Below are 23,984 nucleotides of genomic sequence, written 5' to 3' on the forward strand. Positions count from 1 at the left end.
GTTCGGCAGTTTGATCAGGTCGCTGATGAATAATCCGAAGAGATGCGTAGGGTGCTCATTTGTACATACACTGCGCCGAGCTACGCTCCTGCTGCGATCCACAGCCTGTGTTCTCGTGCCTCTTCCGCAAGATCACACGCTGCGGCGCTGGAGCCAGCCGCATTGAGGTTCTGGCGGAACTCGGCGAGATAGCTGATGCACCGTGCCGACTTGAGCTGTTCGCCAAGATCCATGGCGTCGAGAGCTACGCGGCATGCCTCCTCGACTTCGCCTGCGCGCAAGTGAGCGTCTGCGAGAACCATGGTCGCGAAGAAGTCGCTTCGTACGTGACTGCCACTCATGGCGTTCTCGGCATGGGCTACCGCCTGGCGGGCCCTGTTGACATCACGGAAGCAGTGAGCGGCTTCGGCTGCGAGTTCGGCTTCGTCGAAGTAGGTGATCCACTCTGGCTCGTCCTCGCGGTTCCGGCCTTCGAGGGCCCTGGTTGCCGCGCTCAGGGCGGCCTCGCAGGCGGCGATATCTCCGGTGCGAGCAAAGGCGCGGGCCTCCATCGCATGGAACTGAGCCCGCAACGTCGGCGTGGCCACGGGGGAGATGCCCATGAGCGCTGCGCGGGCGAGAGTGGCGGCCTCGGTGTACCGCCCGAGGAAGGTTGCCTGGTGACTCATCGCTGACAGGATGCTGCCCGCTAGTCGGCGATCGTTGGCATCCTGGGCGAGGCGGAGCGCTTGGAGGAAGTACCTCTGGGCGAGCCCATGGTGGCAGGAGTCGTACGACATCCACCCAGCCAGGAGGGTGGCTTCCGCAACGGTGGAGAACAGGGTCCGGCCTACTTGCTCGGTATACCGGCCTCGCAGAAGCGGAGCCACGTCGTTGTTGAGGTACTGGATGACCGAGTGCCGCGCATGTTCTCCGCCGAACTGGTCGTCGAGCCGGGCGAACATGTCGGCTGTGGTCTTCACGGCTGTCACGTCGCCAAGACCGACTCGCATTCCCTCGGATCGAGGGCGAGGGATGCCCGGCTCGGGCGCGACCAACCACCGAAGGGACGCCTCGTTCCACGCGGGCTCGGACGGTTCCGCCGTGAGCAGTGGGTCGTACTGGTTGAGGTCTGCCCGCCACAACTGGCTGACTGTCTGAATGGCGTCGTCCGGGCTGGCGGGGTACGCGGCGTCCAGTACCGGAGCGTCCTTCAGCTCTCCGTGTTTCAGCCCGAGTTCTGCAGGACTTGCGGCGAAGGCATCACACAGCAACGGGCCGTAGAAGTCGTCCGGCGTGCTGTGGCCGTTCTCCCAACTCGCGATACGCCGCTTCACACTGGCGTCAGAAGGAAGCTGATGACCGCGCTGAGCTGCTGCCTGGCGCAGCTCCCTCACCAGCCTTGGCTGGCTCCAGCCTCGGCTGATGCGGGCTTCACGTAAGCGGACGCTGGTCGGCTTCATCGAGTCGTGCCCCTTCACTCCCGCGCGCATGCGCCGGTGTGGCAACTCAGCTTGCCTGATCGAATGTACGCGCTGGTGACGGCATATTGCAGGCAGTAACCGAAGATCGTCTGTCGGAAGGTCGCTGACGGGGGATGACATGACATGCGTGGACGCGTCATCCCCCGTCACCTCTCGTCATCTGCCCTGGTCAGGTACTGAGCGCTGAGTCTGGTCCTACTGCGGCATCGGGGCCGCACGGTGGTCCGACTGAGGGTGAGACGACGTGCACAGGATGACCAGGCGGGGCATGGAATGGCTGTCTGCGGCGGCGGACAACCCGGTCGAGTGCCGGCAGGTGTGGGCGGACGATCCGCGGATGCCCGCGTTGCTGCCGACTGGCCGCTTCTTCGACGTCTTGAGCGTGGACCAGCGCCTCGGCATGGAGATGTACGACCGGCTGCTGCGCAGTGCAATGCCGTTCGGGCCTACGGCCATCGACCGCAAGGCGCAGCGAGTCGGGTTCTTCCTCAACTCCCAGAGTCGCGAGTCCTTCACGCACTACCTCGAACGCGAAACCTCGACTCCTCCGACGTACCGGTACCTCGATGAGGGCTCGGCCGTGGTCGTCCCTGGTCCTACTCCGCTGTTCGATGACCGGTATCAATGGCTTCGCCCGCCCACGTGCCGGCCGGAAGCCAATCCACTACGCCCGGTCGCCCTCGCGACGGCGCTGGTGGCTTCCGCGGAGCTGCTGGCAAGGATCGACCGCTTCGACGAGCAGTACCCGACCCCGTACGCCGCGGTTGCCGCCCTTCCCGAGGAGACCGGCCACTGATGCCGCATGAGCCGACCGACGGACATGACGCTGCCACATGGTCGCCTCTCGACAGCGAGGGGTGGTATGCGGCACGGAACGCGACGACCGCCCTGCGGGACGCTCTCGTGAGGGCTGGTTTGGAGAAAGACTTCCCGTACCTGCGCGCGGACTTGAACGCCTTCGGGCATGGCCTCGTCGAGTTGGGCCGGGTCTCGCCCGATACGGCGGAGCGCCTCGCGGAACTCCTGCGGTTGGCGCTCGACAGTGGATTCCGCCGTGACCACGACCGTGACGAGCATGCATCGGCCACCAGTGAAAAGCACGAGGGAAGGATCTAAGACCATGACCGACCGGCGAGGAGTGGTGGCCAAGCGAGCAGAAGACTTGGTTCCCGGCGTGCCCTACATCCGCGGCTGGGCACGTGCTCGACGAAGCGCCGGCACCTTGGCCGATCAACTCGTGCTTCTCGGAATGGACTCCGACTTTCCCGGCCTGGTGGCTGACGTGAACGTTGTCGGTGACGGATTGGTGCAGCTCGGCACCGTTCGCCCCGAAGCGGCCGATCTGCTGGCGAAGCTGATCACTGCTGGACTGGACGCAGAGTTGGACAGCAAGGCGGCTGAAGCGCATCCGAGCAGCCGGCGCGAGACACCTGCCGCCTGAATGCTCCCCGGACGCTCAGGCTCGCCCGGCCGGAGCACGCTTCACGGTCAGCCAGCCTGCCCCGTGCGACAGCATCCCCCAGCGCTGGTGTACGGGGCCCATTGCTGGGCCAACGCGCTTGTCGCCTGCCGCTCGGCCGGGACCGGCGCCCCAGCGCCGCAGCCCGGACGAAGCGGCAGGCCAACACGTGACATCGCGGATCAGCTCGCTTGGCTGGCGCGCCATTCCAGGGCCTGAGGTTCTTCCGTGAACTCGACAAGGTGCTGGCCGGCGTACCGCTGGAGGGCATCGCGCACCTGGGCTGGGGTGACGCGGAAGAACTCCTTTCGAGCGTTGACGCGGTTGACTCGGTGGACCGCGAACTCTTGGTGCAGCTGCGACTCCAGACCCACCGCGTCCTTGCTGAAGATCAGCGCATGGACGTCGAACCGGAACGGGACCGCTGCACCACTCAGCTCGTAGACGCGCTCCAATGGCTCCAGCCGTCGAGTCATCCCGATCTTGACCATCCGCTCGCCGAAGGCACCGATGTTGGAGATCACGTATACGTAACCGGCGCGGACATTGGCGGCACGTGCCTCGACGGAGCTGAGGGACTCTTCGATCTCTGCGAGTTTGGCTTCCATCTCCGCTACGGCCTCTGTATCCCCACGTTCCCGGAGGCGATCCAATGCGGCCTGATAGTGGCCCAACTCCTTCTGGAGCTTCTCTCGCTCCCGCTCCAGCTCCCGCTGGGCGGCAGCCTCTTCCTTCTCTCGTGCCCGAATCTCTCGCTGGGCTTCCTTCTCCTCTTCCTTCTTCTGCAGGAAGTCCGCAGTCAGCTGCAGTTCACGCACACGTGCGTCGTGGTAGGCATCGGAAATGCGGATGTTCATGGTCGCGCCGAGCTTCGCGATGGTTTCTCGACTCTTATAGAGGCGGTCGATCAGCGAGTTGAGACGGTGGGGACGCATCGAACGGACCGCGTAATCTGCCTCGGCGTTGTATGCCCTGAGCATGAGCTTCGAGAAGTCTCTGACCATCTTGCGCCCGGCGCTGGCCGACCCGTTGACCGTCCAGTGTTGAACTGCGAGGACCGCTTGGTCGGTACGCGCGAGGCTCTTGATCTCGTCCTTCAGCGAATCCAAGCGAGTGCGGTAGGCAATGGCATCCTGCAACTGGTGCCGGTACGCGTAGATCCCGACCTGCTGGAGCATCGCCGTTTCGTCAGTGGTCACGACCTGGGCCTGGAGTTCGGCAAGCCGGCTGCTGGCCGCGTGGGTTTCCTGCCGAATCCTGTCTGCCTCCTTCCGGGCGCGGTCAGCTTCTTTGGCGGCCTTCTTCGCCTCCGCCTTTTCCGACTTCACCTCGTCCCGGGCCCTTTGGCGGATCTGCTCTGCCTCTGCTTCTGCGGCTTCGCGCATGGCAGCGGCTTCCTCGCGCGCCACGCGCAGGGCGTCGAGGACCTGGACGGCCTCCATGCCTTGCGTGCTAGTTATCCATGCGCGCAAATGTTCGATTTCTTGGTTCTCGTCGCGACGACGTCTACCGAACAAGCCAGTGCGGCGAGCTGCGGGGATGGGAGACCACGGGGGTGTAGCGGCCCCTGCGTCGACTACCGGGCTGCCGTGTGTAGGGATTGGTGGAGCGGCTTGCGGCGCGAGGTCACTCGCGGCTTGGCATCGCAGCTCAGTGGTGCCGGTGCCGATGTCAACAGCACTCACGCTGCTTGCGGCGTCGGGTACCCAAAGTTGCCAACCTCGTGGTGGTGCTGGCCATGAGGGGTCTGGATGCCAGCCGGGAGGTGGCATCCATCCAGGAGGTGGCGTTGGCCAGCCTGGCGGCGGATTGAACCGATACGTCATCATTGTTGCCCCCCAACTCGGCCTGTCCCCACAGACCGATACTGGCTCCACAGTCCGCGCTCCTCAGAGTGCGGAGAGTTAGTAGACCGAGGTTACTATCCCTCCCCGGTCCGAGCCCCCCGAGCGCATGGGAAGCTTGGGTGCTTCAGGGGCGGAAAGGTTGCTGACCTGCGGCGTAACGGCATCGACGCCTGACGTCCGCGGCTTGCACTCCTCGGTGTTCCCCGTGGCTTCCCGCACGACCTGGCATGGTTCTGGCACGTCTGCCCCGGGGTGCCGAATGACTCCACACCCACCCTTCGTCTTCATGCGTCGGCCGTTGTCGGTGCGGTCCCGTAGCTTGAGGCCATGGTTGGTATCGGGGAGAACTTTCCTCACCTCGACGAGTCGTCGGCGGTGGGCCAGCCCGCTGCGGGCGTCCAGGCTTACTACGCGCAGCGCGCCGAATTGCTGGGGCAGAGGTACGGGAGCGTCACCTTCGAGGAAGTGCATGGCGGGGTGTTGGATCTGCTTCCGCCGGCGCCGGCGAAGGTGCTGGACGTAGGTGCCGGCACTGGGCGGGACGCCGTGGCACTCGCACGGCGCGGTTACCAGGTGGTGGCGGCGGAGCCGGTCCGTGAGCTTCGGGAGGTCGCGCAGAGCCTCAACCCTTGCGAGGACGTCCGTTGGGTCGAGGACTCGCTGCCCGCACTGTCCCACCTGCAAGGGCCTTTTGAGCTGGTGCTGCTGTCGGCTGTGTGGATGCACCTGTTGCCGGCCGAGCGTGGGCAGGCGATGGAGCGGCTGGCCACGCTGCTGGCTCCGGCGGGGCTGCTGGTCGTCTCGCTTCGGCGCGGAGTCCCACCGACAGATCGAGTGATGTTCGATGTGCCCGCGGAGGACGTCGTGCGGGACGGGGAGCGGGCGGCGCTGCGATTCGTGCGACTGGTAGAGGAGGGCACGGACCGGCTCGGCCGTGCCGAGGTGTGGTGGCAGACGGTTGTCCTGCGCAAGGGGGGCGAGTGAGCGGGCGCGAGTTCTACGCGCAGGATTCGTCGGCGCGCGCGTCGTGGCGGTTGGCAGTGCTGATGGGGGCCAACTCGCGCACCTACAAGTTCGCTCTCGGGCAAGCCCTGCTGGAGTTCGGGCGGACCGGGCGAGAGGAGATCTCCCTTGCCGAACTCGCCGCTGCCTACAGCCTGGGCCTGGTGCAGCATCTGGCCCAGGACCCGCAGGCGCCGCAGACGGTGGAGCTGGGCGAGAAAGACTTCCTCGCCGTCGCTGAGCAGGAGAGAGCCGCGACGCTGGAGGCCGGCCGGCCCACCGAGCGTCTGCTGGCAGCCGCAGTGCGTTCCATGCCGGTGATGGTGATGCAGAAGTTCCACAATCTCCGCGGTGAAACTGCGGTGCCCCACACCTTCTACGAGCTGGCAGGGACGGGACGGCAGCGTGTCGTGCGCCTGACCCCTGACCTGCTGCGACTGGCGCAGTCGGAGCAAGCGCCATGCCTAGCCGCGGAGTTGGGGGCGCGCTGGAGCATCGTGGAGAGCTCCTTCGCTACCGGCGTCGGGCGCAGCCTCGTCGAGGAGGGTGTCACGGTCGACTGGGACACCCTTAAGATCACCGACAAACGCCGACGACGCTCGGTGACCGGCATCGTTGACGCCACGGTCGGTTTTCAACACGGCCGCTGCCTGATCTGCGGCGATGTTCTGGCCCCGGGGGAAGCTATAGCCGTCGACCACGTCTTCCCGTTCTCCCTGATGCGTCGTTTCGACAGCGTCGGCTCCTGGCACGGTCCAGATCTGGACGCCCTGTGGAACCTTGCCCCCACACATGCAACCTGCAACGGAGCCAAGAGCGACCGACTGCCCACCCCGGCCGAACTTGCCCGCCTCGCGGCCCGGAATGACGCAATCATGCAGTCCCCCCATCCCCTGCGCCGCACACTGCAACTCAGCCTGAAGCACGCCCTGCCCGGCCACAAGGTGCCCTCGTGGACCGAGTTCCTGGGAGCGGTTCAGACAGCAGTCTGAGTCCGACCCCAGGAGTCCCGGGCCGATTACGGACGGCGTGCATGGCTCAGAAGTGATCGCGAGGGATGAGCACCGCTTTAGGAGTTCGATCCAGGGCTGGCCCTGGTGCTGTCTCCCGTCGCTGTGCCGACCGGCCAGGGGTGCTCTTGTGCGCCACCGTCCGACGCCGTTGATGTCAGTCGTGGATGTCAGGGGGAGGGCCACTGAGGGCCGTCGGTGCTGTCTGCCACTATCCAGGGCCATGATGAGCACGCATGCATGGAAGCGACTGACTGAGTTGCTACCGCCCCCCGAGTTGCCCCGGGTGGGGCGAGGGTCGTGGGAGGAACTCTTCTCTCGCCTGGGCACCGAGTTGCCCACGGAGTACATCCGTCTGATGACCACCTACGGCGCTGGCACGTGGGGCGACTGGTTGAGCTTCTGGGCGCCGCTCGAAGGCGGTCCCTCTGGATTGATGGACGGGGGGCCGCGCGCGGCTGCTGGCTACCGGGAACTGAAGGACCAGTTCCCGGAGAAGTACCCGTTCCCCGCATGGCCTGAGGCCGGAGGCCTCTTCCCCTTCGCCATGTCGCCGGGAGGTGACTACCTCTGCTGGCTGGTTGACGGGCCGGCCGATGGCTGGCCCCTGGTGCTTTGGCCGCGTAACCACAGCCAGCGTCGGCTGAAGGGCGGACTCCTCGACACTTTGGTGTCCTGGCTGACCGGTGAGCTGGACGAACCAGGGCTGCCTGCATGGGAGGGCGATGAGGATGAAGACGAAGAGGACACGTCCGATGGCATCCTCTTCGCGCAGTGGCCCCAGGAGCAGATCCAAGATTGAGCGGAAATCTGAAGCTGAGCTTGGGGCTAACGTGTTTCAGCGGCGACACGTTGGCTCCGCGACGCAGGAAGAAGCGCCCCATCTTGCCGTACGGCCACCCCTGGGCGGAAGCCCGTACGGGGGCTCTGACCTGGGGCTTTACGGCTGGCGACTGAGGCTCGACTGTCACTGTCGGTCGCTTTTGGTCGGCTTCGGCACCCTTGCACGGCCCAGAGACGGCCCAGGATTCGGCCGACTCGTCGTCTGATCACTCAAGCGGCTGGGGAGCGACCGGGAGCTGTTCGCTGTGCAGCCAGTCGAAGGTGCGGTCGGGTTCGAGGTGGGCTTGTCCCCAATGGATGGCGTGGATGCCGCTCTCGGCGTCGGCCGTGAAGAACAGGCACACCAGCTTCGTCGACGCCCCCAGCTCCTCGAACGCCTCGTGCAGCTCCAGGTACTCCTCGGTCGTCAGGTCGTCATCGAGCTCGAACAACGCGTCCCGCGACTCCGGCCCATGCGCCCGGAACATCCGGCGCCGTGTGGTGGACGTCTTGGAGGGCAACCGAGCACGGTCAAGCGGCCTCGGCCTGTCCGCGTACTTAAAGGGAAAGAGAACGTGATCGTTGATCACGGCGTACTCGTACCCCAGTACTTCCCGCACGGACTCCCCCAGCTCGCGCGCCATGTCGGCCAGGTACTCACGCACGGCCTGGGCGAGGGTCACACCGTAGGGACTCCGCTTCTTTAGCCCGGCCGCACGATGCGCCGCATGAGCCTTCGCGTGAGCCTTGGCGAGCTGCACCGGCACCGCCTCCGCGAGTCCGCCGGCATGCCGCCCGAACCGTTCGACCGCCCAAGCCGACGGCACTACCGGATTACCACCCAGCGTCGACATGCGGCGTCCCCCTCCCCCTTTACCCCGCCTCTTAACTGTGTGACACGTACACGAAGGGGACACAAGGGAGCGTTCTGGCCACGGCATGACCGCAGACGCCTCTTCCTCAGAACAGCCACAGTTGATCACGGGCGGCCGTGGCCTGCGGCCAGCAGCTCCTCAGAAGCCGGTCTACTGACCACGGGTCCCGCCGACGCGCGAGACTGACGATGCCCACGGCTCTGACCAGTTCAGATGTCGTGGGCTTCTGTCGTTGTCGGTCGGCGTCGGGTGACCTCGGACGGCCCAGGGGCGGCCCAGCTCTGCCGCACTGGACTGACAGCCGGCACCCTCGATGGGGCCCCGCCTGAACCGCGGCTGAAGACAGTCAGCCGCGACGGCGGATGCGCTCACCGACCACGTACACGTATGCCTCGCTGCATCCCCTCGGGCCTCGTCAGATTGGTCAAACCTGCCCGAGACATGGGCACGTTGGGGACAATGAGGCACATGCGAGTCTTCATCAAAGGGCTCGGAGCTTTTGCTCTGCTCGCGGCCCTTCTGCTCGGCGGCGTGGAGGTCGTGGCATTCTTCGCCCGTCGCATTGGACGGCAGATATTCCACGGAGTGAATCCGACTGTTTCGGCGGCTGCGGTCGCAGCGATGTCAACAGTGGTCGTGGCTGTGGCGACTCTAGTCATTGGTCGCTACTACGAGCGTCGATCAGCGGTTGAAGCAGAGATTCGCTCTAGCAAGATTCCGATCTATAGTCGCCTCGTGGAGAGTCTATTGCGCATGCTCCTGCGAGGAGATGCGTCCGCTGCTGGAGCTGACCAGTTCGCAGAAGAGCTCCGCGAGATTACGCCCCAGCTCATCGCTTGGGCCCCGGATGACGTTCTGATCGAGTGGTCCCGATTCAAGCGCTCAATCTCGGCCGCCTCCACTGAATCACAAACAGAGGCGGCACTCTTCGAACTCGAGAAACTACTTATCGCCATTCGTCGAGACTACGGACACAAAGGACAGGCGGTCAAAGAGGGAGATCTTCTAGGGCTCTTCATCAACGACGCACATGAGCTCTTGGAGCGGCGCCGCAATAGGGAAAGGCGGCAACCCTCCGTCTGAGTTCCGCGCCTGCGCAACCTCGTCGCAATGCGCGACCAGCAGGTTAGCGAAGCGGCTCGGATTGGAGCTGCTTAAAGGTACCCCGCCGCTGGAAATAGCAGATCTAATTGGAGTGACGTTTAGTGATTCGCACGGTTGCCGACCTTCTTTCAGGTATTCTCCGAAGCGAGTTGCCTAAACTCGACAATGCTCCCGTAAAACATGCTCCCACCATTGGGGACATGTATGAGGGGCTGTCTTCCGAGCTATTGAATCGCGCTCTTCCGGATGGCTTGGGGCTGAGAGTCGTGTCCGGGTTTGCCCGCGATGGCCGAGGGGGATTGTCCGGTCAACTTGACTGTATGGTGGTGCGGGGCGAGGGGGAGAGACTGCCCTACACTGACTCGTACGTATGGCATGTAAAAGACATCATTGCCGTCATTGAGGTCAAGAAAAATCTCCACTCGGCCGAGCTTCGTGGAGCGTTCGCGCAACTTAAGACGGTAAGTGAAATCGAGCAATCGTATTATCAAAGTGACGAGAAGCTGGACGATCCTGATCGCAGTATGGCTCCGTCAGCTAGAACCTTTGCCGAGATGACAGGGCGGATCGCTTGGGATCTGGACGGGCCCACCGCTCTCCCATACGAAGAGGAGGCTGTATTTCACGCGCTTCTCCTGGAACAGGTCTCTGCAATTCGAGTCATTCTCGGGATGCATGGATTCAAAAGTGAGCGGGCGTTCCGGTCATCCATGATCGAATATCTGGAAAACAATATTGGCAATAATGGGTTCGGCCCGACGTGCTTCCCTCAATTGATCATATCGGGCGCATATTCTCTCGTGAAGACCAATGGGCGGCCATTCATGGCACCCTTGGTTGACGGGTGGTGGCCGTTCTACTTCTCCACGCCAGAAAACCCGTTGAGACTGCTCCTCGAATTCATTTGGACGCGGCTAGATGAGATGTATGGATTTGGTCATGAGCTTTGGGGGGAAGACCTCGAGACGGAGGTCGGAAGGTGTCTACTGAGCTTTCGCGCTGCAAGTGTTGACGGAAGAAAGGGTTGGCAAGTCCGAGCGCATGAGGTTGATGATGAAGCGCTCAACGAGATGCCGGTGACGGAGCAGTGGAGTCCTGAATTCCTCGGAGAGGAGGAGTTTGTTGTGCTCACGCGACTGTGCCAAGGGAAAGAAGTTCGTTGCGATGATCCGGAAATGCTGTCTTGGCTAGAGTCATGCGGTGTCGAATTTGATGACGTGCGCAACCGCCTGTTGGAAACCCGTCTTGTGGCCTCCTCCGGGAAAAACCTAAAGCTCATCACAAAAAAATGTCAGTTGGCGATTCTTCCGACGGGTGAGTATGTCGCCGCAGAGAATAGCACTGGACGATTGGATCGTTGGATTTCTCGCCGCATTGAGACCTTGCGCAGACGTGCTTCCGATGAAGGTTGGGTCTGAATCACTCCGAAAAAAGCGCAGAGCTGCCGGAACCGGCCTGCTCTCAGGCGCATGACACGCGTTACCAGGTTCAGTAGTGCAGCGACGGCAGGTGAATTTCGCACTAGGTCGGTGGAGCGGCTTTGGGCTGGAGTTTCAATGACCCAGTCAAGCCCGCCGCGCTCGGACCTGGGAGCACCAGTTTGGTAGATCGCGTACGTGGGTTGCTGCTGAACTGGCAATCCGCTGACCTGCTGCTACCGGCCGTTGATCCTGCTGCTCCCCGTTTCGCCCCGTCCGCCACCGCTTCTAAGGGCACGCAGGGGACACGTCTGCTGCCGCTCGCAGCCTGGCAATCTGGTCCGCTGGCTAGGGGGCGGCGACTAGTATCTGAGGCGTGGCGCCCCCAGGAGACGAACCCGAACTGCCTGAGCAGCAGCCCGATGCAGCTCCGCTGTCCCGCTGGGAACGTCTCGCCGCGTCCTTGTCGGGGATCGCACTGTCGGGGGCAGGGGCGGTGGCCGTCTTCATCACGAACAATCAGGCTGGCTCGGTAGCGCTCCTGCTCGTGGGTGTCGTGCTCCTGGTCATGGCGATCAACGGCTCACCTCTGACTCGGGCGCGTTACCAGGACTACGAGTTGTTCATGGCACGGCGGCGGCGTGAGATCGTAGCGACCATCAACCAAGAGTCGCCGGAGGAAGCGCGGCAAGCCTTGCAGGTCCTAAGCAGTGTGGACCCTGGAGCCTCCCGAGATCCTCTCGTAGCGCGGGTATCTGCCCAAGTCCTGGAGCGCGAGGTCTTTGATCGGCTGGTCAGCCTGTACCCATCAACGCGGGTTGCCCGCGGGCCCCTAGACGATTTTGGTGTGGATGCCGTGGTTCCCACTGAACAGGGCGCGGTCGGCGTTGAGGTCAAGGCGGGTACTAGCCTGCTGACTACTGCCCAGCTTCGGGACATGGCTATGTCCGCGGCGCACGCTCGATCCGCAGCGGTTCCGGCTGGTGTTGGTGCCCTCTTGGTGGTCACGAACAGGCCCCTTCCGTCCAATCTCTCCCGACGTCTAAGGGATCTGAGATCCATCCTGCCGATCGCGGTTGTGCGGTGGGTGGACGAGCAGGACGATCAGGCTTTGCGGGCCCAGATCGAACGATTGTCCGCTCAAATCGGTCGAGCCGAGTGACGGAAGCCGACCACTTCCTCTGCCCACCACTCTCCCCAGCTCCCATCCCGTACGCCGTCGACCCACACACCGTGGAGCGGGCGTGGTCCCTGGCGTCCAGGTGGAGCGCGCCACTGTACGAACGACCTGGACGCCAGGGACCGCGTCTGCTCGGCTGTGCCTGGGGCGATGGTGTGCGGGATGGGAGCCCCCAGCATCCGCCACAACGGACCCGCAGTCGGCGACGGCGCCTCCTCCATCCCGGTGCCGGCCGATCCCCCGCCGGAGGCACTGTTCTGACCGTGGCCGTGAATGCGGTGATCGACTCATGGCCGCCGGCCCTATCCACCAGTGGGCGCGCGTCGGCGCGGCGCGGGCGGAGCGGGCCGAAGGCAGGAGCGGCGCCCGCAGCGGAGCCGGGAGCGCGCCCGGCGGAGCGGAGCGCAGCCGGGACTTGATGACGTAGAGAAAGTCTGAGCCAACCGGCCTGTGCTGCTACAGCCGGAACGACAGCTCCAACTCGTCGCCCGGGAGGTGGAACTCTTCCAGAGCGAGGGGCTTGTCTGACTCGGCGAGCGTCACGCGGATGATGTGGAGCAGCGGTACCCCATCGGCGAGCCGTAGTGCTTGGGCCTGGTCGGGCAGGGGCATTCGGGTGCGGACGTACTCCGTGAAGTGGAGTTCGTGGCCCAGGTCGGCGAGTGCGGCGTAGAGCTGCGGCGCCGGCGATGGGGCTTCTTCCTCGTACTTGGTGTCGATAAGCACCGAGAACGGGACGTAAGTCCGGTGGAGTTGGCGCAGTCGGCCGTGGTCCGCGGTCTGCAGAGCGTCGTACGTGAACATCGGCTCGCCTGGCGGGATGCGGAGCAGGTCCGCGAGGGCAAGCGGGGCGTCGGTGCGGGTGGCCACCGGCGGCTCGGCGTCAGTCCAGGTGATGCCGTCTGCCTCGACGTAGCGGCCGTCCGTGGTCCGACGTACACCGCGAGGGCGCGTGTGGCTGGGGCGGCTGTGGGGGGACCGGGCGAAGGTGCCGCGGCCCATGATGGCCTCGACGAGGCCGGACGCCCGGAGTTCGCTCAGACCCTGGCGGACCGTGGGACGCGTCACGCCGAACTGCTTGGCCAACGCCTCCTCTGACGGGAGCGGTTGGCCGGCCGGGAACGTGCCGTCCAAGATGCCGTCGCGCAGGTAGTCGGCGATCTGCCGGTACTTCGGCTGCGTGCCCTTCGGCGGCATGCGGGCCCTCCATGGCCGTGGTTTCTTCGGCTGTTCGTCCTCGTAGACGCCCTGTCCGCGTTCGTGGACAGCTTCTCGTATCGCGAGTCGGTTGACAACCCGTACTACGGGTGGTCACTCTTGTTCCGCACCCGTACTACGGGTCGTCTAGCAACCCGAAGGGGAGGCCTTCGGGGACAGAGATGAGGAGATCCGAACAGTGGCAAGCCTTCCGATCGACACCGCGAAGTTCACGGGGATCATCTGTGCCGTGCCCCCGGCTCCGCGGGTCGCCAACCGTGAGACCGGTCAGCTTCGCGTGGACCGTGAGACCGGCAAGACCATGTACCAGGTCGGTCTGTGCCTGATGGCCGGTGCGTCGGCCGACGTCGTGACCGTGAGCGTGGCCGGTGAACCGGCCGGTGTGCAGCTCGGCATGCCGGTGACAGTGCGGGACCTGTTCGCCACCCCGTGGGAGAACGAGGGGCGGCACGGCATCGCGTTCCGGGCGGCGGAGATCCGGCCCCTCAGCGCTCCCGCCTCGGCGGGCAAGGGGGCCGGGCAGTGATGAACCTGGCCTCCGCCACCAGTGCGGCCGGTGTGACCGGGCCGAACTGGGTGCTGATGGTGGCCACAGTGCTGGTGTCGGGCCTGCTTCTTGCGGGCCCGGCCCTGCGCCGCCGCTACCCCGTGACCTGGTGGCTGTTACTCGGCTACCCGGCTGCGGCCTTCCGGGTCGTGCGGACCTGGCGGCCCCTGATGGCCGGATGCAGGCTCGCCGTGAGCCGCCGGCCGGCGCTGACAGTCGTGTCCGGGCTCGTCGGCAACGGGGCGCCTCCACCGCAGCCGCGCGTACCGCGTCGCGGCCTCATACGCCCGACCTCCAGTGGCTTCGTTCTGCTGGTGCGGCTGTTGCCGGGCCAGGTGCCAGAGGACTTCGTCAAGGCCGCGCCTGCCATGGCGGAGAGCTGGCAGGTGCACGCGGTACGGGTGACCTCCTGGAGGCCGGGAGTCGTACGGGTCGTCGCGTCGGCGGCTGATCCATTGGCCGCGCCTCGTGTGCCGAAGCAGCGAGGGCCGGGTCATCTCCTCCGCGTGACCGTGGGCGCGCTGGAGACCGGAGCCGCGTGGGTGCTCGACCTGCGGCGCGTGCCGCACTGGCTCATCGTCGGGGCCACCCGCTCAGGCAAGTCCACACTCATCAACGCACTCGTTGCGGGCCTCGCTCCGCAACCCGTCGCCCTGGTCGGCATCGACTGCAAGGGCGGCATGGAACTGTCCCTCTACGAACCGCGGTTGTCCGCCCTCGCGACCAACCGGGAGCAAGCCGTCCGGCTGCTGGCTGCCCTCGTGGAGCTGACTCTAGACCGCATGACCGTCTGCCGGGCGGCTCGCGTCCGGAACATCTGGGGTCTGCCGGACAAGGAACGTCCGGTCCCCGTCGTCGTGATCGTCGACGAGATCGCGGAACTGTTCCTCGTCGCGAGCCGGAACGAGAAGGACGAAGCACAGGCTGCCGGTACGGCGCTGATCCGGCTGGCCCAACTGGGTGCGGCTCTCGGGGTCTTCCTCGTCGTCGCCGGCCAACGCGTCGGCTCCGACCTGGGGCCCGGCGTCACCGCCCTGCGGGCACAGCTCGGCGGCCGGGTGTGCCACCGGGTGGCCGACCCCGGCACGGCGGAGATGGCGCTCGGAGATCTCAATCCCGATGCCCTGAAGGCGGCGCAGGCCATCACACCGGAACAGGCCGGTACGGCCGTTCTCGCCTCCGGTGACGGCTGGGAACGCGCCCGGTCCCACCTGATCACGGAGTCGGAGGCGGAAGCCGTCGCCGCCGAGTACGCGCACCTGACTCCGGTCCTCTCCGAACTGCACGTCGAAGCGCCGTGAAAGGGGCCTGCCGTGCTGGTGTCCATGTCCGCCGTTCTGCTGCTCGGGTTGCTGATCTGGTTCCTCCTGCGCATCCGCTACCTGCGGTGGGTCGACGCGCTGATCTGCGGAGCCTTCGGCTTCCTGCTCTCCCGGACCTTGGCCGCGCCGCTCGTTCAGACGCTCCTCGACGGCGTGAACGGCTTTCTCGGTCATCTCCGCTTCTGAACACGCCCGTTCACCAGAGAAGGGAACTCTCTGTGTCCGACTACGTCATCCGCTCCGGTGACCGCGCCGCCTTCCTGGCCGGTCTGCGGGAGCTGGTCGACTTCCTGACCGCCAACCCGGCAGTCGTCGTCCCGCGTCACGCGTCCGTCATCGTCCTGGTCGATGCCGCTGACCCTGCCGCTCGCCGAGCTGGCGTGGAGTCCGTCGCGGTTCCGCTCGGCGCGCTGGCGGAGGACATCGGCCTCGGCTACTTCGCCGCGCGCCGTGACTTCGGGCCGATCTCGTTGGGCGTCGCCGGGGTGCCGCCCGAGGAGCAGCAGTGATCGCCCGTACGACGGGCTCCCGACGGGGCGCGAAGTCGCCAAACCCGACCCCGTCAGGAACCCACTCCATCCGCCACGTGAGCAGTGAAAGGAGCACCTACACTTTGTCCACCGCGCATCATTCGCGCAAATTCCGGCTGCCCGACTGTGAACTCAGGCAGCGTGACGCGCAGGTCTCGACCTGCGACGGACGGGAACAGATCGTCCTCGTCGGCCTCGACGGAGCCGAGCAGCGCCTGTGCCCCGCGCATGCGGCCGCCCTCTGGCTCACGGACCCGACGCTCCGCTTCAGCGCCAAGACCCGTCCGGAAGGGATCTCCGCCGTGATGGGGCAGGCGTTCGGGCGCGGGGGTGGTCGCCGATGAACATCGCGATTGCGGCGGACGCTGCCGCGCTGGTCGCCAGAGCGGCGGAGCCGGACTTCGCCGCCTGGCGCCGGAACATCGTCCGCCTCGGTGGCTGTACCAACCCCATCCATCTGGTCGGTGCGGCAACCGTCTACGACACGACGACCGGTGCGGCCCTGCTCTCATACGGTTCGGACCTCTACGGCGGTCGTCTGCTCACCGCGTGCGGCAACCGGCGGGCGACAGTCTGTCCGGCCTGCTCGGGCCTGTACCGGGCGGACACGTATCACCTCGTCCGCACCGGTCTCGTCGGCGGCAAGAGAGTTCCAGAGTCGGTGAGTGGGCACCCGCGGGTGTTCGCCACGCTCACCGCTCCCGGCTTCGGCCCGGTCCACACGCGCCGTGAGCGAGATGGGCGCGTGCGGGCCTGCCGGCCTCGTCGGGCGGGGGAGTGCTGCCCGCATGGGACTCCGGCCGGATGCCCAGAGCGGCACCCGGCGGATGATCCGCGTCTCGGCGAACCGATCTGTCCGCGCTGCTACGACTACGCGGGGGCCGTGCTCTGGCACGCGTTCGCCGGTCGGCTCTGGCACCGATTCGGGCTGGAGCTCCGACGGGAGGTCGCCCGGCGGGCCCGGCTGTCGCGTACGGAGTTCGGGGAGGTTGCCCGGCTCTCGTACGCGAAGGTCGCTGAGTACCAGCGGCGGGGCCTGGTCCACTTCCATGCCGTGATCCGGCTCGACGGTCCGGACGGGCCCGGCTCGGCTCCGCCCCACTGGGCGACTGTCCGGCTGCTGGTGGACGCGGTACGGGCCGTGGTCGTTCGGGTCCGGTTGACCGCTCCGGGCGCGGATGTGGTCGGTCCGCGGGTGCTGTGCTTCGGCACGCAGGTCGACGTACGACCGGTCACCTCGTACGGCCGGGATGCGGGGGAGCGGCCTGCCTCTGCGGGGGCCGTGGCGGGCTACATCGCCAAGTACGCCACCAAGGGAGCGGAGTCTGCCGGCGCGGTGGACGGTCGCATTCATCACGCGCGAGACATGGTGATGCTGCCGGTGCGTGCGCATGTGCTGCGGATGATCGGTACGTGCTGGTGGCTCGGCGGCCTGCCTGAGTTCGAGCCGCTCGGGCTGCGCCGCTGGGCCCACATGCTCGGGTACGGCGGCCATTTTTCCACCAAGTCACGCCGCTACTCGACCACGCTGAGCGCCCTCCGGCAGGCCCGTGCGGACCACCGCGCGGAGCAGCAACGAGCCTCCCTCGGTCTGGCCGACCATCCCACGGTCACGGTCGGCGAGTGGCGCTATGCGGGGCGCGGCTACTCGCCGGAAGCGGCTCTCCTGGCTGCATCGGTGCGGGAGGGCGGTGGTCTCCATGGCGCGTGACGGCCGTGCGAAACCGGCGGAACTGCTCACGGTCCGGCAGGTGCTCGACGAACTGGGCGGCATTTCCCGGCGGACCTTCTACCGCTGGCGGGAACTGCGGCTCGCTCCGGCCTGCATCCGACTGCCGAACGGGGAGCTGAGGGTCCGCCGGGATGTGCTCAACGAGTGGTTGGAGGAGCGGGCAGAGGGGGCGGCATCGTGAAGTCGTACAAGGTCGTCGTCTGGAAGCTCAGCGTCAACCGCTCGGCGAAGAAGCCAACCCATCTCGTCCGCTGGTCCGTAGACGGCCAGCCGTTCCACGAGTCATACAAGACCAAGGCACTGGCTGACCGCTTCCGGTCTCAGCTTCTGAGGGCGGCGGACAAGGGCGAACCGTTCGACACCGTCACCGGCCTGCCTGATTCGCTGCTCGGCGGCAAAGCTGCTCTGTCCTTCCTGGACCTGGCGGTGAAGTACGTGGATGCCCGGTGGGCGGAGGCGTCGGCCAAGCAACGGGACAGCATGACGGACGCACTGGCGACGGTCGTTCCCGTCCTGGTCAAACCGGGACGGGGCCGACCTGGTCCGGAGGTGCTGCGGCGGGCGCTGCGCTCGTACATCCTGCCGGTGCCTCGCCGAGAGCGTGAGCGGCCGGAGGAGATCGCGGCGGCGGTGAAGTGGGTCGAGAAGGCGTCGCTGCCGGTCGCTGAACTGCAGGAGATCACCAGGGCGCATGACCTGATCGAGGCGCTGGGCGGGAGGCTGGACGGCAAGCCTGCGGCGACGCAGACGTACCGTCGGCGACGCGCCGTGGTCTTCAACGTCCTCGAATATGCGGTGGAACTGGAACTCCTCCCGTCCAACCCGCTGAGCCGGGTCCGGCGCAAGCGGGGCAAGCGGGCGCTGCAGGAGGTCGACCGCCGGGTGGTGGTCAATCCTCGGCAGGCTCGGGAGTTGCTGACCGCACTCACGTATGTGGGTGGCTATGAGCGGGCGAGTGGCCGGAGGCTGCGGGCGTTCTTCGGGTGCCTGTACTACGCGGCCATGCGGCCGGGGGAGGCCCTTGGCCTTCGACGTTCCGACTGCACGCTTCCGCCGTCGGGTTGGGGCCGCATCGAGCTGGCGGAGACCCGGCCCACTGCAGGTAAGGCGTGGACGGACTCTGGTGAGGCGCACGACCGGCGCGGCCTGAAGCAGCGGGCCCATGGTGAGGTGCGCATTGTGCCGATTCCGCCTCCGCTGGTGCGCTTGCTCCGCGAGCATCTCAGCGAGTTCGGCACGGCGAAGGACGGCCGGCTGTTCGCCAGCGAGCGGGGCAACGTGATCGCTGCCTCGTCGTACTCGCGGGCGTGGAAGCAAGCTCGCGAACTCGCGCTCGTACCTGATCAGGTGACGTCGGTCCTGGCCTTCCGGCCGTACGACCTTCGGCACGCGGGAGTCTCCCAGTGGCTGAACTCGGGCGTGCCGGCTCCGGAGGTCGCCGCTCGTGCAGGCCACTCGGTGGACGTTCTGCTGAAGATCTACGCGAAGTGCATCGACGGCCAGGAACAGGAGATGAACGACCGGATCATGAAGGGGCTTGGGGAGGATTCAGCAGACTGACCACAACCACCTGATCAAATACGGGAGTCCCGGACTACGCGTGGTCTGGGGCTCCGGTCTGTCGCGGGGAATGTACATCCTGGGCTGCACGGCCGGAGAATGATCTAGCCCGGTCGGATTGAGGAGACAAACATGGCCCCCGAGCCCATGAGCAGGCCTACGGAGACCCGAGTTCGTCTGCAGGACAGCAGCTATGCCCTTCTCACACTCGCGGACGTCGCTGTAGCTGCCTTGCACACGCCCGAAGATGAGAAGTTCGACGTGCTCGCGGCGGTCGGCGGGAGGAACCTCCCTGCACTCCTGCTCGTGCGGAATGCGCTGAAGGGTCGAGAGCCGTTCAACACCAACGTTGCCGAGATAGCTTTGCACGATCTCGGGTTCAGCATCCTGGTGCGTCGACGGTTCGACAACGCTACCGGTGAGCCGGTGCGCCTGACCCGCGAGCAGATCAACAGCTCTTCGGTCTGACCTCGGACGACGTCTCCGCGGCAATCGATCCAATGGCAGAGCTCCAGGCCGTGAGTGGTCCGGGGCTTCGGCCTGTCCACAGGTGGTCCACAAAGCCACACGTGGAGCCTCGCGAAACATGCTCTGACCTGCCGCGAAGCCCCTCAAGATCATTACGTCGTCATTACGTGATCGGTGGCAAACGGCTGCCTTTCGAGGCAGCTGCCTGCACAAACGCGAAGACCCCGACCGCAGCGTTTCCGCTGGTGACGGGGTCTTTGGGCACCTCAGAATGGGTGCCCCCGGCAGGATTCGAACCTGCGCACACGGCTCCGGAGGCCGTTGCTCTATCCCCTGAGCTACGGGGGCGTGTCGGCTGCGGAGCTTCTTGCTCGTGGCGACGGGTAGAACACTAGCAGGTCCGGCAGGGTGATCAGGAATCCGTTTCCCGGGTGCCGGGCGGGTGGGGCCGGGGTGGGTCCCCTGTACGGGGTGGAAGTGGGGAAAACCCGGACGCGGTGGCCGGTCCGGACCTACTCTCGACGTGTGCCAGGCGCTTCGGGCCGGGTGCTTGTTGTGGACGACAACAAGGTCATCCGGCAGCTGATCAGGGTCAACCTCGAGCTCGAAGGTCTCGAGGTCGTGACCGCCGCCGATGGTGCCGAGTGTCTGGACGTGGTGCATCAGGTGCGGCCCGACGTCGTGACGCTCGACGTCGTCATGCCCAGGCTCGACGGTCTGCGTACCGCCGCCCGGCTCCGTGCCGATCCCCGTACGCACCATCTGCCGCTCGCCATCATCAGCGCGTGCACGCAGTACGAAGTCGACACCGGCCTCGACGTCGGTGTGGACGCCTTCCTTGCCAAACCCTTCGAACCCGCCGAACTCGTCCGGCTCGTCAAGCAGCTCATCGAGCGCGGGGGCAGCGAAGGCCCAGACGGAGACGGGGAAGTGCGCGGGGGAGAGGGAGGGCATCGGGGCGGCGGTGGGCGCGGCGATGACGATGGGGATCCTGACGCGGAGGGGGAAGGGGAAGGCGGCGAGGGGGGCCACCGGGCGCTGGGGGGCGTCGGTGACGGGATCGCCGATGGCGTGCCGCGGGGCATTTCCTCGGGCGGTTGAGGTTGACGGGACTTGCCGGCCAGCGGGATCGGTCTTCCGTGGTGGTGGGTCCCGCGGGTGTGGGTCGGGTGGGGTTCGGATCGGGGGGACTGCCGTTCCGGCGCGCCGACCGTGTCGGTCGTTCAGGGCAGGTCCGGTCGCTTCGGCCGCCAGCGCGGATGTCGGTCGCTTCGGCCGCCGGCGCGGATGTTCGGTCGCTTCGACCCCCAGCGCGGATGGCTGCGACGTTGGCACCCAGCGCGGATGTCGGTCACTTCGACTCCCGGCAGTGCGGATCCGGTCGCTTCGGCCCGGCCGTCGAGCACGCCCGGGTGCCAGCCGCTTCCGACCCATCCAGCGCCGCTCCGTGCCGGTCGCTCAAGTCCGTTCGCACTGGTCACATGGGTCCCTTCCGCCCCAGTGAGGTCGTCACCCCGGACCGTTCCACACCACTGCGCGCCGGTCGGCCCCGGGCATCTCTGCCTCGGGGCGCCGAGCGCACCGCATCCGCCTCGCCGAGCCACGCCCCGTCCCACAGTGAGAACCGTCTCGCCTACCCACCCCTTCCCTCCCCTACGCTTGTCTCGTGACCCCCGTCGAGCTGTCCCGCACCGTGCTGCATGCGGTGCGTCGTGCTGTCGACGAAGGGGAGCTGAGTGTCAGCGTGCCCGAGCGGGTCGTGGTGACCGAGCCCGGGCCCGGGGGGTGCGGGGACTTCGCCACGAACGTCGCTCTGCAGCTCGCCCGGCCGGCCGGGCAGCCGCCGGTGCGGGTCGCCGAGATTCTGCGGCCCCGGCTTGCCGGTGCCGACGGCATCCGGGACGTCGTCGTGACCGGCCCCGGGTTTCTCAACATCAGCCTGGAGCCGGAGGCCGATCTCGTCACCGGGCTCGTCCGGGAGATCCGGGACCGCGGTGCCTCGTACGGACACGGCGGCTCTCTCGCCGGGCAGGTGGTCGTGCTGCGCGTGCCGTACGAGGTCCGGGCCGAAGTCGTCGCCGACGCCGTCGTACGGATCGTCGCCACCCAGGGAGGGCGGGCCACCGTCGAGCACGGTGAACCGGTCAACCTGCGGCCCGTGCCCGCGCCGGAGGATCCCGCTCCGCTCGGTCCCGACGCCTCCCAGTGGGCCCTGCTCCATCCGGCCCCGCACGACCGGCCCCGGATCACCGCCGACCACCTCGTCCAGCGGGAGAGCAATCCGCTGTTCCGGGTGCGGTACGCCCACGCCCGGATCCGCTCCCTCAGCCGTAACGCCGTCCGCCTGGGGTTCACCGCCGAGCCCGGTCCCCTCCATGCCGAGCCGGTCGGTCGCGGTCCCATGCACGCGGAGCCGGTCGGTCGCGGTCCCCTCCATGCCGGGCCGGCCGACGCCCACCCGGCCGACCCCGCCGCGCCCCGCCCCGCCCCCGCCTCCCCCCTCGACACCGGCCGAGTCGCCACCGGAACCGGCACACCGGGGTCCGCCGGCCGGACCCCCGGCGAGCGCCCCTTCCCGCACCTCCTTCTCATGCCCCTCGCGGACCACCCCCGCATCCTCGCCGCGGCCGCCACCCACCGTGCCCCGGACCGGCTTGCGCGGCATCTCGTCACCGTTGCCGATGCCGTGCTGCCCCTTCTGCCCTCCGTGCTTCCCCGTGGCGAGGAGAAACCCTCGGCCGCCCACCGCGCCCGGCTCGCGCTCGCCGAAGCCGCCGGGACGGTGCTGGTCGGCGGCCTGTCCCTGCTCGGCATCGACGCACCCGAACATCTCTGAGGCCCCAGAGCAGATGCGCCCCGGAGAGAGACAGAGAGTCTGAGAGCCACCGTCATGAGCCGTTCCGCCCACCCCGCCGGGCCCCGTCACGCCGACGTCCTGCCCGAGGGGCACTACTCGGCGCCGCCCGCCGATCTCAACGTCCTCGACCACAAGGTCTGGGCCCAGACCGTCGGGCGCGGCGCCGACGGGGTCGTCACCGTCGGCGGTGTCGATGTGAAGACCCTGGCCGAGCGCCACGGCACGCCCGCCTACGTCCTCGACGAGGCCGACTTCCGGGCACGCGCGCGTGCGTGGCGCACGGCGTTCGGGTCCGATGCCGACGTGTTCTACGCCGGGAAGGCGTTCCTGTCCCGTGCCGTCGTGCGGTGGCTCCACGAGGAGGGGCTCAACCTCGACGTGTGCTCGGGGGGCGAGCTGGCCACCGCCCTCTCGGCCGGCATGCCGGCCGAGCGGATCGCGTTCCACGGCAACAACAAGTCCTCGGACGAGATCCGGCGCGCCGTCGAGGCCGGTGTCGGGCGGATCGTGCTCGACTCCTTCCAGGAGATCGTGCGGGTCGCCCACATCGCCCAGTCCCTCGGCAAGCGGCAGAAGGTCCAGATCCGGATCACCGTGGGTGTCGAGGCTCATACGCATGAGTTCATCGCCACCGCCCACGAGGACCAGAAGTTCGGGATTCCGCTGGCCGGGGGGCAGGCGGCCGAGGCGGTCCGGCGGGCGCTGCAGCTCGACGGGCTGGAGCTGATCGGCATCCACTCGCACATCGGGTCGCAGATCTTCGACATGTCCGGCTTCGAGGTCGCCGCCCACCGGGTCGTCGGGCTGCTGAGGGACATTCGCGACGAGCACGGGGTCGAGCTGCCCGAGATCGACCTCGGCGGCGGGCTCGGGATCGCCTACACCAGCGACGACGACCCCCGGGAGCCGCACGAGATCGCCAAGGCGCTGACCGAGATCGTCAGCCGCGAGTGCGACGCCGCGCGGCTGCGCACGCCGCGCATCTCCGTCGAGCCGGGGCGCGCCATCGTGGGGCCGACCGCCTTCACGCTCTACGAGGTCGGCACGGTCAAGCCGCTGGAGGGGCTGCGGACGTACGTGTCCGTCGACGGCGGCATGTCCGACAACATCCGCACGGCGCTGTACGACGCCGAGTACAGCGTCGCCCTCGTGTCCCGTTCCTCCAGTGCCGAGCCGATGCTGGCCCGTGTGGTCGGCAAGCACTGCGAGAGCGGGGACATCGTGGTCAGGGACGCGTTCCTGCCCGCCGACCTGGCGCCGGGCGACCTGATCGCCGTACCGGCCACGGGCGCGTACTGCCGGTCCATGGCCAGCAACTACAACCATGTGCTGCGGCCGCCCGTCGTCGCGGTGAAGGACGGCGAGGACCGGGTGATCGTCCGGCGTGAGACGGAGGAGGACCTCCTGCGACTCGACGTCGGCTGACGAGGGGGAAGGCGTCGGCCGGTGCCGGGGAGCCGGCGGCTGACGTCGGACGAAGCGGGCTGGAAGATCTCCGGTCTTCCGGTCCCGCACAAGTGAAATACGAGTCTCAGGATCCGGACGAAGGGTAGAAACTTCATTCCGGTGA

25 protein-coding genes and 1 tRNA gene are annotated in these 23,984 nt (G+C 66.9%); 21 read left to right on the plus strand and 5 right to left on the minus strand.

The features are described from left to right. Window positions 1-80: 80 nt before the first annotated feature. Window positions 81-1,442, minus strand: a complete 1,362-nt coding sequence (locus AC5WRT_RS08385; RefSeq protein ID WP_496100072.1) for an NsdA family TPR-like regulatory protein — start codon at window positions 1,440-1,442, stop codon at window positions 81-83. A gap of 265 nt (window positions 1,443-1,707) precedes the next feature. Between AC5WRT_RS08385 and AC5WRT_RS08390 the strand changes: the two genes are divergently transcribed. The 3 genes from AC5WRT_RS08390 to AC5WRT_RS08400 are packed head-to-tail and all read left to right on the plus strand — an operon-like array spanning window position 1,708 to window position 2,904. Next, window positions 1,708-2,259, plus strand: a complete 552-nt coding sequence (locus AC5WRT_RS08390; RefSeq protein ID WP_496100073.1) for a bifunctional DNA primase/polymerase — start codon at window positions 1,708-1,710, stop codon at window positions 2,257-2,259. Next, window positions 2,259-2,579, plus strand: coding sequence for a hypothetical protein (locus AC5WRT_RS08395; RefSeq protein ID WP_496100074.1), 321 nt, complete (start codon window positions 2,259-2,261; stop codon window positions 2,577-2,579). The genes AC5WRT_RS08390 and AC5WRT_RS08395 overlap by 1 nt, the downstream gene beginning before the upstream one ends. Before the next feature lie 4 nt (window positions 2,580-2,583). Continuing rightward, window positions 2,584-2,904, plus strand: a complete 321-nt coding sequence (locus tag AC5WRT_RS08400; protein ID WP_496100075.1) for a hypothetical protein — start codon at window positions 2,584-2,586, stop codon at window positions 2,902-2,904. A gap of 200 nt (window positions 2,905-3,104) precedes the next feature. Here AC5WRT_RS08400 and AC5WRT_RS08405 read toward each other — a convergent pair whose 3' ends face one another. Then, window positions 3,105-4,364: an SNIPE associated domain-containing protein gene (locus tag AC5WRT_RS08405; protein ID WP_496100076.1), complete on the minus strand. Its 1,260-nt coding sequence runs from the start codon at window positions 4,362-4,364 to the stop codon at window positions 3,105-3,107. Between the two features lie 732 nt (window positions 4,365-5,096). Between AC5WRT_RS08405 and AC5WRT_RS08410 the strand changes: the two genes are divergently transcribed. The 3 genes from AC5WRT_RS08410 (at window position 5,097) to AC5WRT_RS08420 (ending at window position 7,583) form a co-directional block, all read left to right on the plus strand. Next, a complete protein-coding gene (locus AC5WRT_RS08410) occupies window positions 5,097-5,753 on the plus strand; it encodes a class I SAM-dependent methyltransferase (protein WP_496100077.1) in 657 nt (218 codons plus the stop codon). Then, window positions 5,750-6,763, plus strand: a complete 1,014-nt coding sequence (locus tag AC5WRT_RS08415; protein ID WP_496100078.1) for an HNH endonuclease family protein — start codon at window positions 5,750-5,752, stop codon at window positions 6,761-6,763. Before AC5WRT_RS08410 ends, AC5WRT_RS08415 begins: the two co-directional genes overlap by 4 nt. 244 nt (window positions 6,764-7,007) lie before the next feature. Beyond that, a complete protein-coding gene (locus tag AC5WRT_RS08420; protein ID WP_496100102.1) occupies window positions 7,008-7,583 on the plus strand; it encodes an SMI1/KNR4 family protein in 576 nt (191 codons plus the stop codon). Window positions 7,584-7,830: 247 nt separating this feature from the next. Here AC5WRT_RS08420 and AC5WRT_RS08425 read toward each other — a convergent pair whose 3' ends face one another. Further along, the gene (locus tag AC5WRT_RS08425) at window positions 7,831-8,457 is read right to left on the minus strand and encodes a hypothetical protein (RefSeq protein ID WP_496100079.1); all 627 of its coding nucleotides are present in this window, start codon (window positions 8,455-8,457) and stop codon (window positions 7,831-7,833) included. Window positions 8,458-8,946: 489 nt separating this feature from the next. Here AC5WRT_RS08425 and AC5WRT_RS08430 point away from each other — a divergent pair, with 489 nt between their 5' ends. The 3 genes from AC5WRT_RS08430 (at window position 8,947) to AC5WRT_RS08440 (ending at window position 12,162) form a co-directional block, all read left to right on the plus strand. Beyond that, window positions 8,947-9,561: a hypothetical protein gene (locus tag AC5WRT_RS08430; protein WP_496100080.1), complete on the plus strand. Its 615-nt coding sequence runs from the start codon at window positions 8,947-8,949 to the stop codon at window positions 9,559-9,561. A 122-nt stretch (window positions 9,562-9,683) separates the two neighbouring features. Continuing rightward, window positions 9,684-11,000, plus strand: a complete 1,317-nt coding sequence (locus tag AC5WRT_RS08435; RefSeq protein WP_496100081.1) for a DUF6602 domain-containing protein — start codon at window positions 9,684-9,686, stop codon at window positions 10,998-11,000. Between the two features lie 496 nt (window positions 11,001-11,496). Beyond that, the gene (locus AC5WRT_RS08440) at window positions 11,497-12,162 is read left to right on the plus strand and encodes a hypothetical protein (RefSeq protein ID WP_496100082.1); all 666 of its coding nucleotides are present in this window, start codon (window positions 11,497-11,499) and stop codon (window positions 12,160-12,162) included. Window positions 12,163-12,636: 474 nt separating this feature from the next. On the opposite strand, the gene AC5WRT_RS08445 is transcribed toward AC5WRT_RS08440, so the two are convergent. After that, window positions 12,637-13,377, minus strand: a complete 741-nt coding sequence (locus AC5WRT_RS08445; protein ID WP_496100083.1) for a GntR family transcriptional regulator — start codon at window positions 13,375-13,377, stop codon at window positions 12,637-12,639. Between the two features lie 199 nt (window positions 13,378-13,576). On the opposite strand from AC5WRT_RS08445, the gene AC5WRT_RS08450 reads away from it, so the two are divergent. The 9 genes from AC5WRT_RS08450 (at window position 13,577) to AC5WRT_RS08490 (ending at window position 19,557) form a co-directional block, all read left to right on the plus strand. Beyond that, window positions 13,577-13,924, plus strand: coding sequence for an SCO3933 family regulatory protein (locus tag AC5WRT_RS08450; RefSeq protein WP_496100084.1), 348 nt, complete (start codon window positions 13,577-13,579; stop codon window positions 13,922-13,924). After that, complete coding sequence (locus AC5WRT_RS08455) at window positions 13,924-15,246, plus strand: FtsK/SpoIIIE domain-containing protein (RefSeq protein ID WP_496100085.1); 1,323 nt, start codon at window positions 13,924-13,926, stop codon at window positions 15,244-15,246. Before AC5WRT_RS08450 ends, AC5WRT_RS08455 begins: the two co-directional genes overlap by 1 nt. Window positions 15,247-15,258: 12 nt before the next feature. Further along, window positions 15,259-15,453, plus strand: a complete 195-nt coding sequence (locus AC5WRT_RS08460) for a hypothetical protein (protein WP_208898814.1) — start codon at window positions 15,259-15,261, stop codon at window positions 15,451-15,453. Between the two features lie 32 nt (window positions 15,454-15,485). Continuing rightward, window positions 15,486-15,776 carry a hypothetical protein gene (locus tag AC5WRT_RS08465; RefSeq protein ID WP_496100086.1) on the plus strand — a complete coding sequence of 97 codons (291 nt, stop codon included), beginning with the start codon at window positions 15,486-15,488 and terminating at the stop codon, window positions 15,774-15,776. A 104-nt stretch (window positions 15,777-15,880) separates the two neighbouring features. Continuing rightward, complete coding sequence (locus tag AC5WRT_RS08470; protein WP_067054320.1) at window positions 15,881-16,141, plus strand: hypothetical protein; 261 nt, start codon at window positions 15,881-15,883, stop codon at window positions 16,139-16,141. Beyond that, window positions 16,138-17,508 (plus strand): replication initiator, encoded by a 1,371-nt coding sequence (locus tag AC5WRT_RS08475; RefSeq protein ID WP_496100087.1) that lies wholly within the window; start codon window positions 16,138-16,140, stop codon window positions 17,506-17,508. Before AC5WRT_RS08470 ends, AC5WRT_RS08475 begins: the two co-directional genes overlap by 4 nt. Then, window positions 17,498-17,710, plus strand: a complete 213-nt coding sequence (locus tag AC5WRT_RS08480) for a helix-turn-helix transcriptional regulator (protein ID WP_306191885.1) — start codon at window positions 17,498-17,500, stop codon at window positions 17,708-17,710. Before AC5WRT_RS08475 ends, AC5WRT_RS08480 begins: the two co-directional genes overlap by 11 nt. Further along, window positions 17,707-19,089 carry a tyrosine-type recombinase/integrase gene (locus AC5WRT_RS08485; RefSeq protein WP_496100088.1) on the plus strand — a complete coding sequence of 461 codons (1,383 nt, stop codon included), beginning with the start codon at window positions 17,707-17,709 and terminating at the stop codon, window positions 19,087-19,089. The genes AC5WRT_RS08480 and AC5WRT_RS08485 overlap by 4 nt, the downstream gene beginning before the upstream one ends. A gap of 132 nt (window positions 19,090-19,221) precedes the next feature. After that, on the plus strand, window positions 19,222-19,557 hold the full coding sequence (locus AC5WRT_RS08490; protein ID WP_496100089.1) for a hypothetical protein: 336 nt from the start codon (window positions 19,222-19,224) through the stop codon (window positions 19,555-19,557). A gap of 276 nt (window positions 19,558-19,833) precedes the next feature. Here the strand turns inward: AC5WRT_RS08490 and AC5WRT_RS08495 are convergent. Further along, window positions 19,834-19,905 (minus strand) — tRNA-Arg (locus AC5WRT_RS08495). A gap of 177 nt (window positions 19,906-20,082) precedes the next feature. On the opposite strand from AC5WRT_RS08495, the gene AC5WRT_RS08500 reads away from it, so the two are divergent. From AC5WRT_RS08500 to lysA, 3 genes are all read left to right on the plus strand, one after another. Next, window positions 20,083-20,658 carry a response regulator gene (locus AC5WRT_RS08500; RefSeq protein WP_496093515.1) on the plus strand — a complete coding sequence of 192 codons (576 nt, stop codon included), beginning with the start codon at window positions 20,083-20,085 and terminating at the stop codon, window positions 20,656-20,658. Window positions 20,659-21,223: 565 nt separating this feature from the next. Further along, window positions 21,224-22,393, plus strand: coding sequence for an ArgS-related anticodon-binding protein NrtL (nrtL, locus tag AC5WRT_RS08505; protein ID WP_496093514.1), 1,170 nt, complete (start codon window positions 21,224-21,226; stop codon window positions 22,391-22,393). A 54-nt stretch (window positions 22,394-22,447) separates the two neighbouring features. Continuing rightward, complete coding sequence (lysA, locus tag AC5WRT_RS08510; RefSeq protein WP_496093513.1) at window positions 22,448-23,839, plus strand: diaminopimelate decarboxylase; 1,392 nt, start codon at window positions 22,448-22,450, stop codon at window positions 23,837-23,839. The last annotated feature ends 145 nt before the right edge of the window (window positions 23,840-23,984 follow it).

Source organism: Streptomyces sp. NTD91, from assembly GCF_059510455.1.

Bases quoted from the DNA above. Each gene is read 5' to 3' on its own strand.
- AC5WRT_RS08385 (WP_496100072.1), bottom strand. From the start codon at position 1,442: ATGAAGCCGACCAGCGTCCGCTTACGTGAAGCCCGCATCAGCCGAGGC.
- AC5WRT_RS08395 (WP_496100074.1), top strand. From the start codon at position 2,259: ATGCCGCATGAGCCGACCGACGGACATGACGCTGCCACATGGTCGCCT.
- AC5WRT_RS08400 (WP_496100075.1), top strand. From the start codon at position 2,584: ATGACCGACCGGCGAGGAGTGGTGGCCAAGCGAGCAGAAGACTTGGTT.
- AC5WRT_RS08405 (WP_496100076.1), bottom strand. From the start codon at position 4,364: ATGGAGGCCGTCCAGGTCCTCGACGCCCTGCGCGTGGCGCGCGAGGAA.
- AC5WRT_RS08410 (WP_496100077.1), top strand. From the start codon at position 5,097: ATGGTTGGTATCGGGGAGAACTTTCCTCACCTCGACGAGTCGTCGGCG.
- AC5WRT_RS08420 (WP_496100102.1), top strand. From the start codon at position 7,008: ATGAGCACGCATGCATGGAAGCGACTGACTGAGTTGCTACCGCCCCCC.
- AC5WRT_RS08425 (WP_496100079.1), bottom strand. From the start codon at position 8,457: ATGTCGACGCTGGGTGGTAATCCGGTAGTGCCGTCGGCTTGGGCGGTC.
- AC5WRT_RS08430 (WP_496100080.1), top strand. From the start codon at position 8,947: ATGCGAGTCTTCATCAAAGGGCTCGGAGCTTTTGCTCTGCTCGCGGCC.
- AC5WRT_RS08445 (WP_496100083.1), bottom strand. From the start codon at position 13,377: ATGCCGCCGAAGGGCACGCAGCCGAAGTACCGGCAGATCGCCGACTAC.
- AC5WRT_RS08455 (WP_496100085.1), top strand. From the start codon at position 13,924: ATGAACCTGGCCTCCGCCACCAGTGCGGCCGGTGTGACCGGGCCGAAC.
- AC5WRT_RS08475 (WP_496100087.1), top strand. From the start codon at position 16,138: ATGAACATCGCGATTGCGGCGGACGCTGCCGCGCTGGTCGCCAGAGCG.
- AC5WRT_RS08480 (WP_306191885.1), top strand. From the start codon at position 17,498: ATGGCGCGTGACGGCCGTGCGAAACCGGCGGAACTGCTCACGGTCCGG.
- AC5WRT_RS08490 (WP_496100089.1), top strand. From the start codon at position 19,222: ATGGCCCCCGAGCCCATGAGCAGGCCTACGGAGACCCGAGTTCGTCTG.
- lysA (WP_496093513.1), top strand. From the start codon at position 22,448: ATGAGCCGTTCCGCCCACCCCGCCGGGCCCCGTCACGCCGACGTCCTG.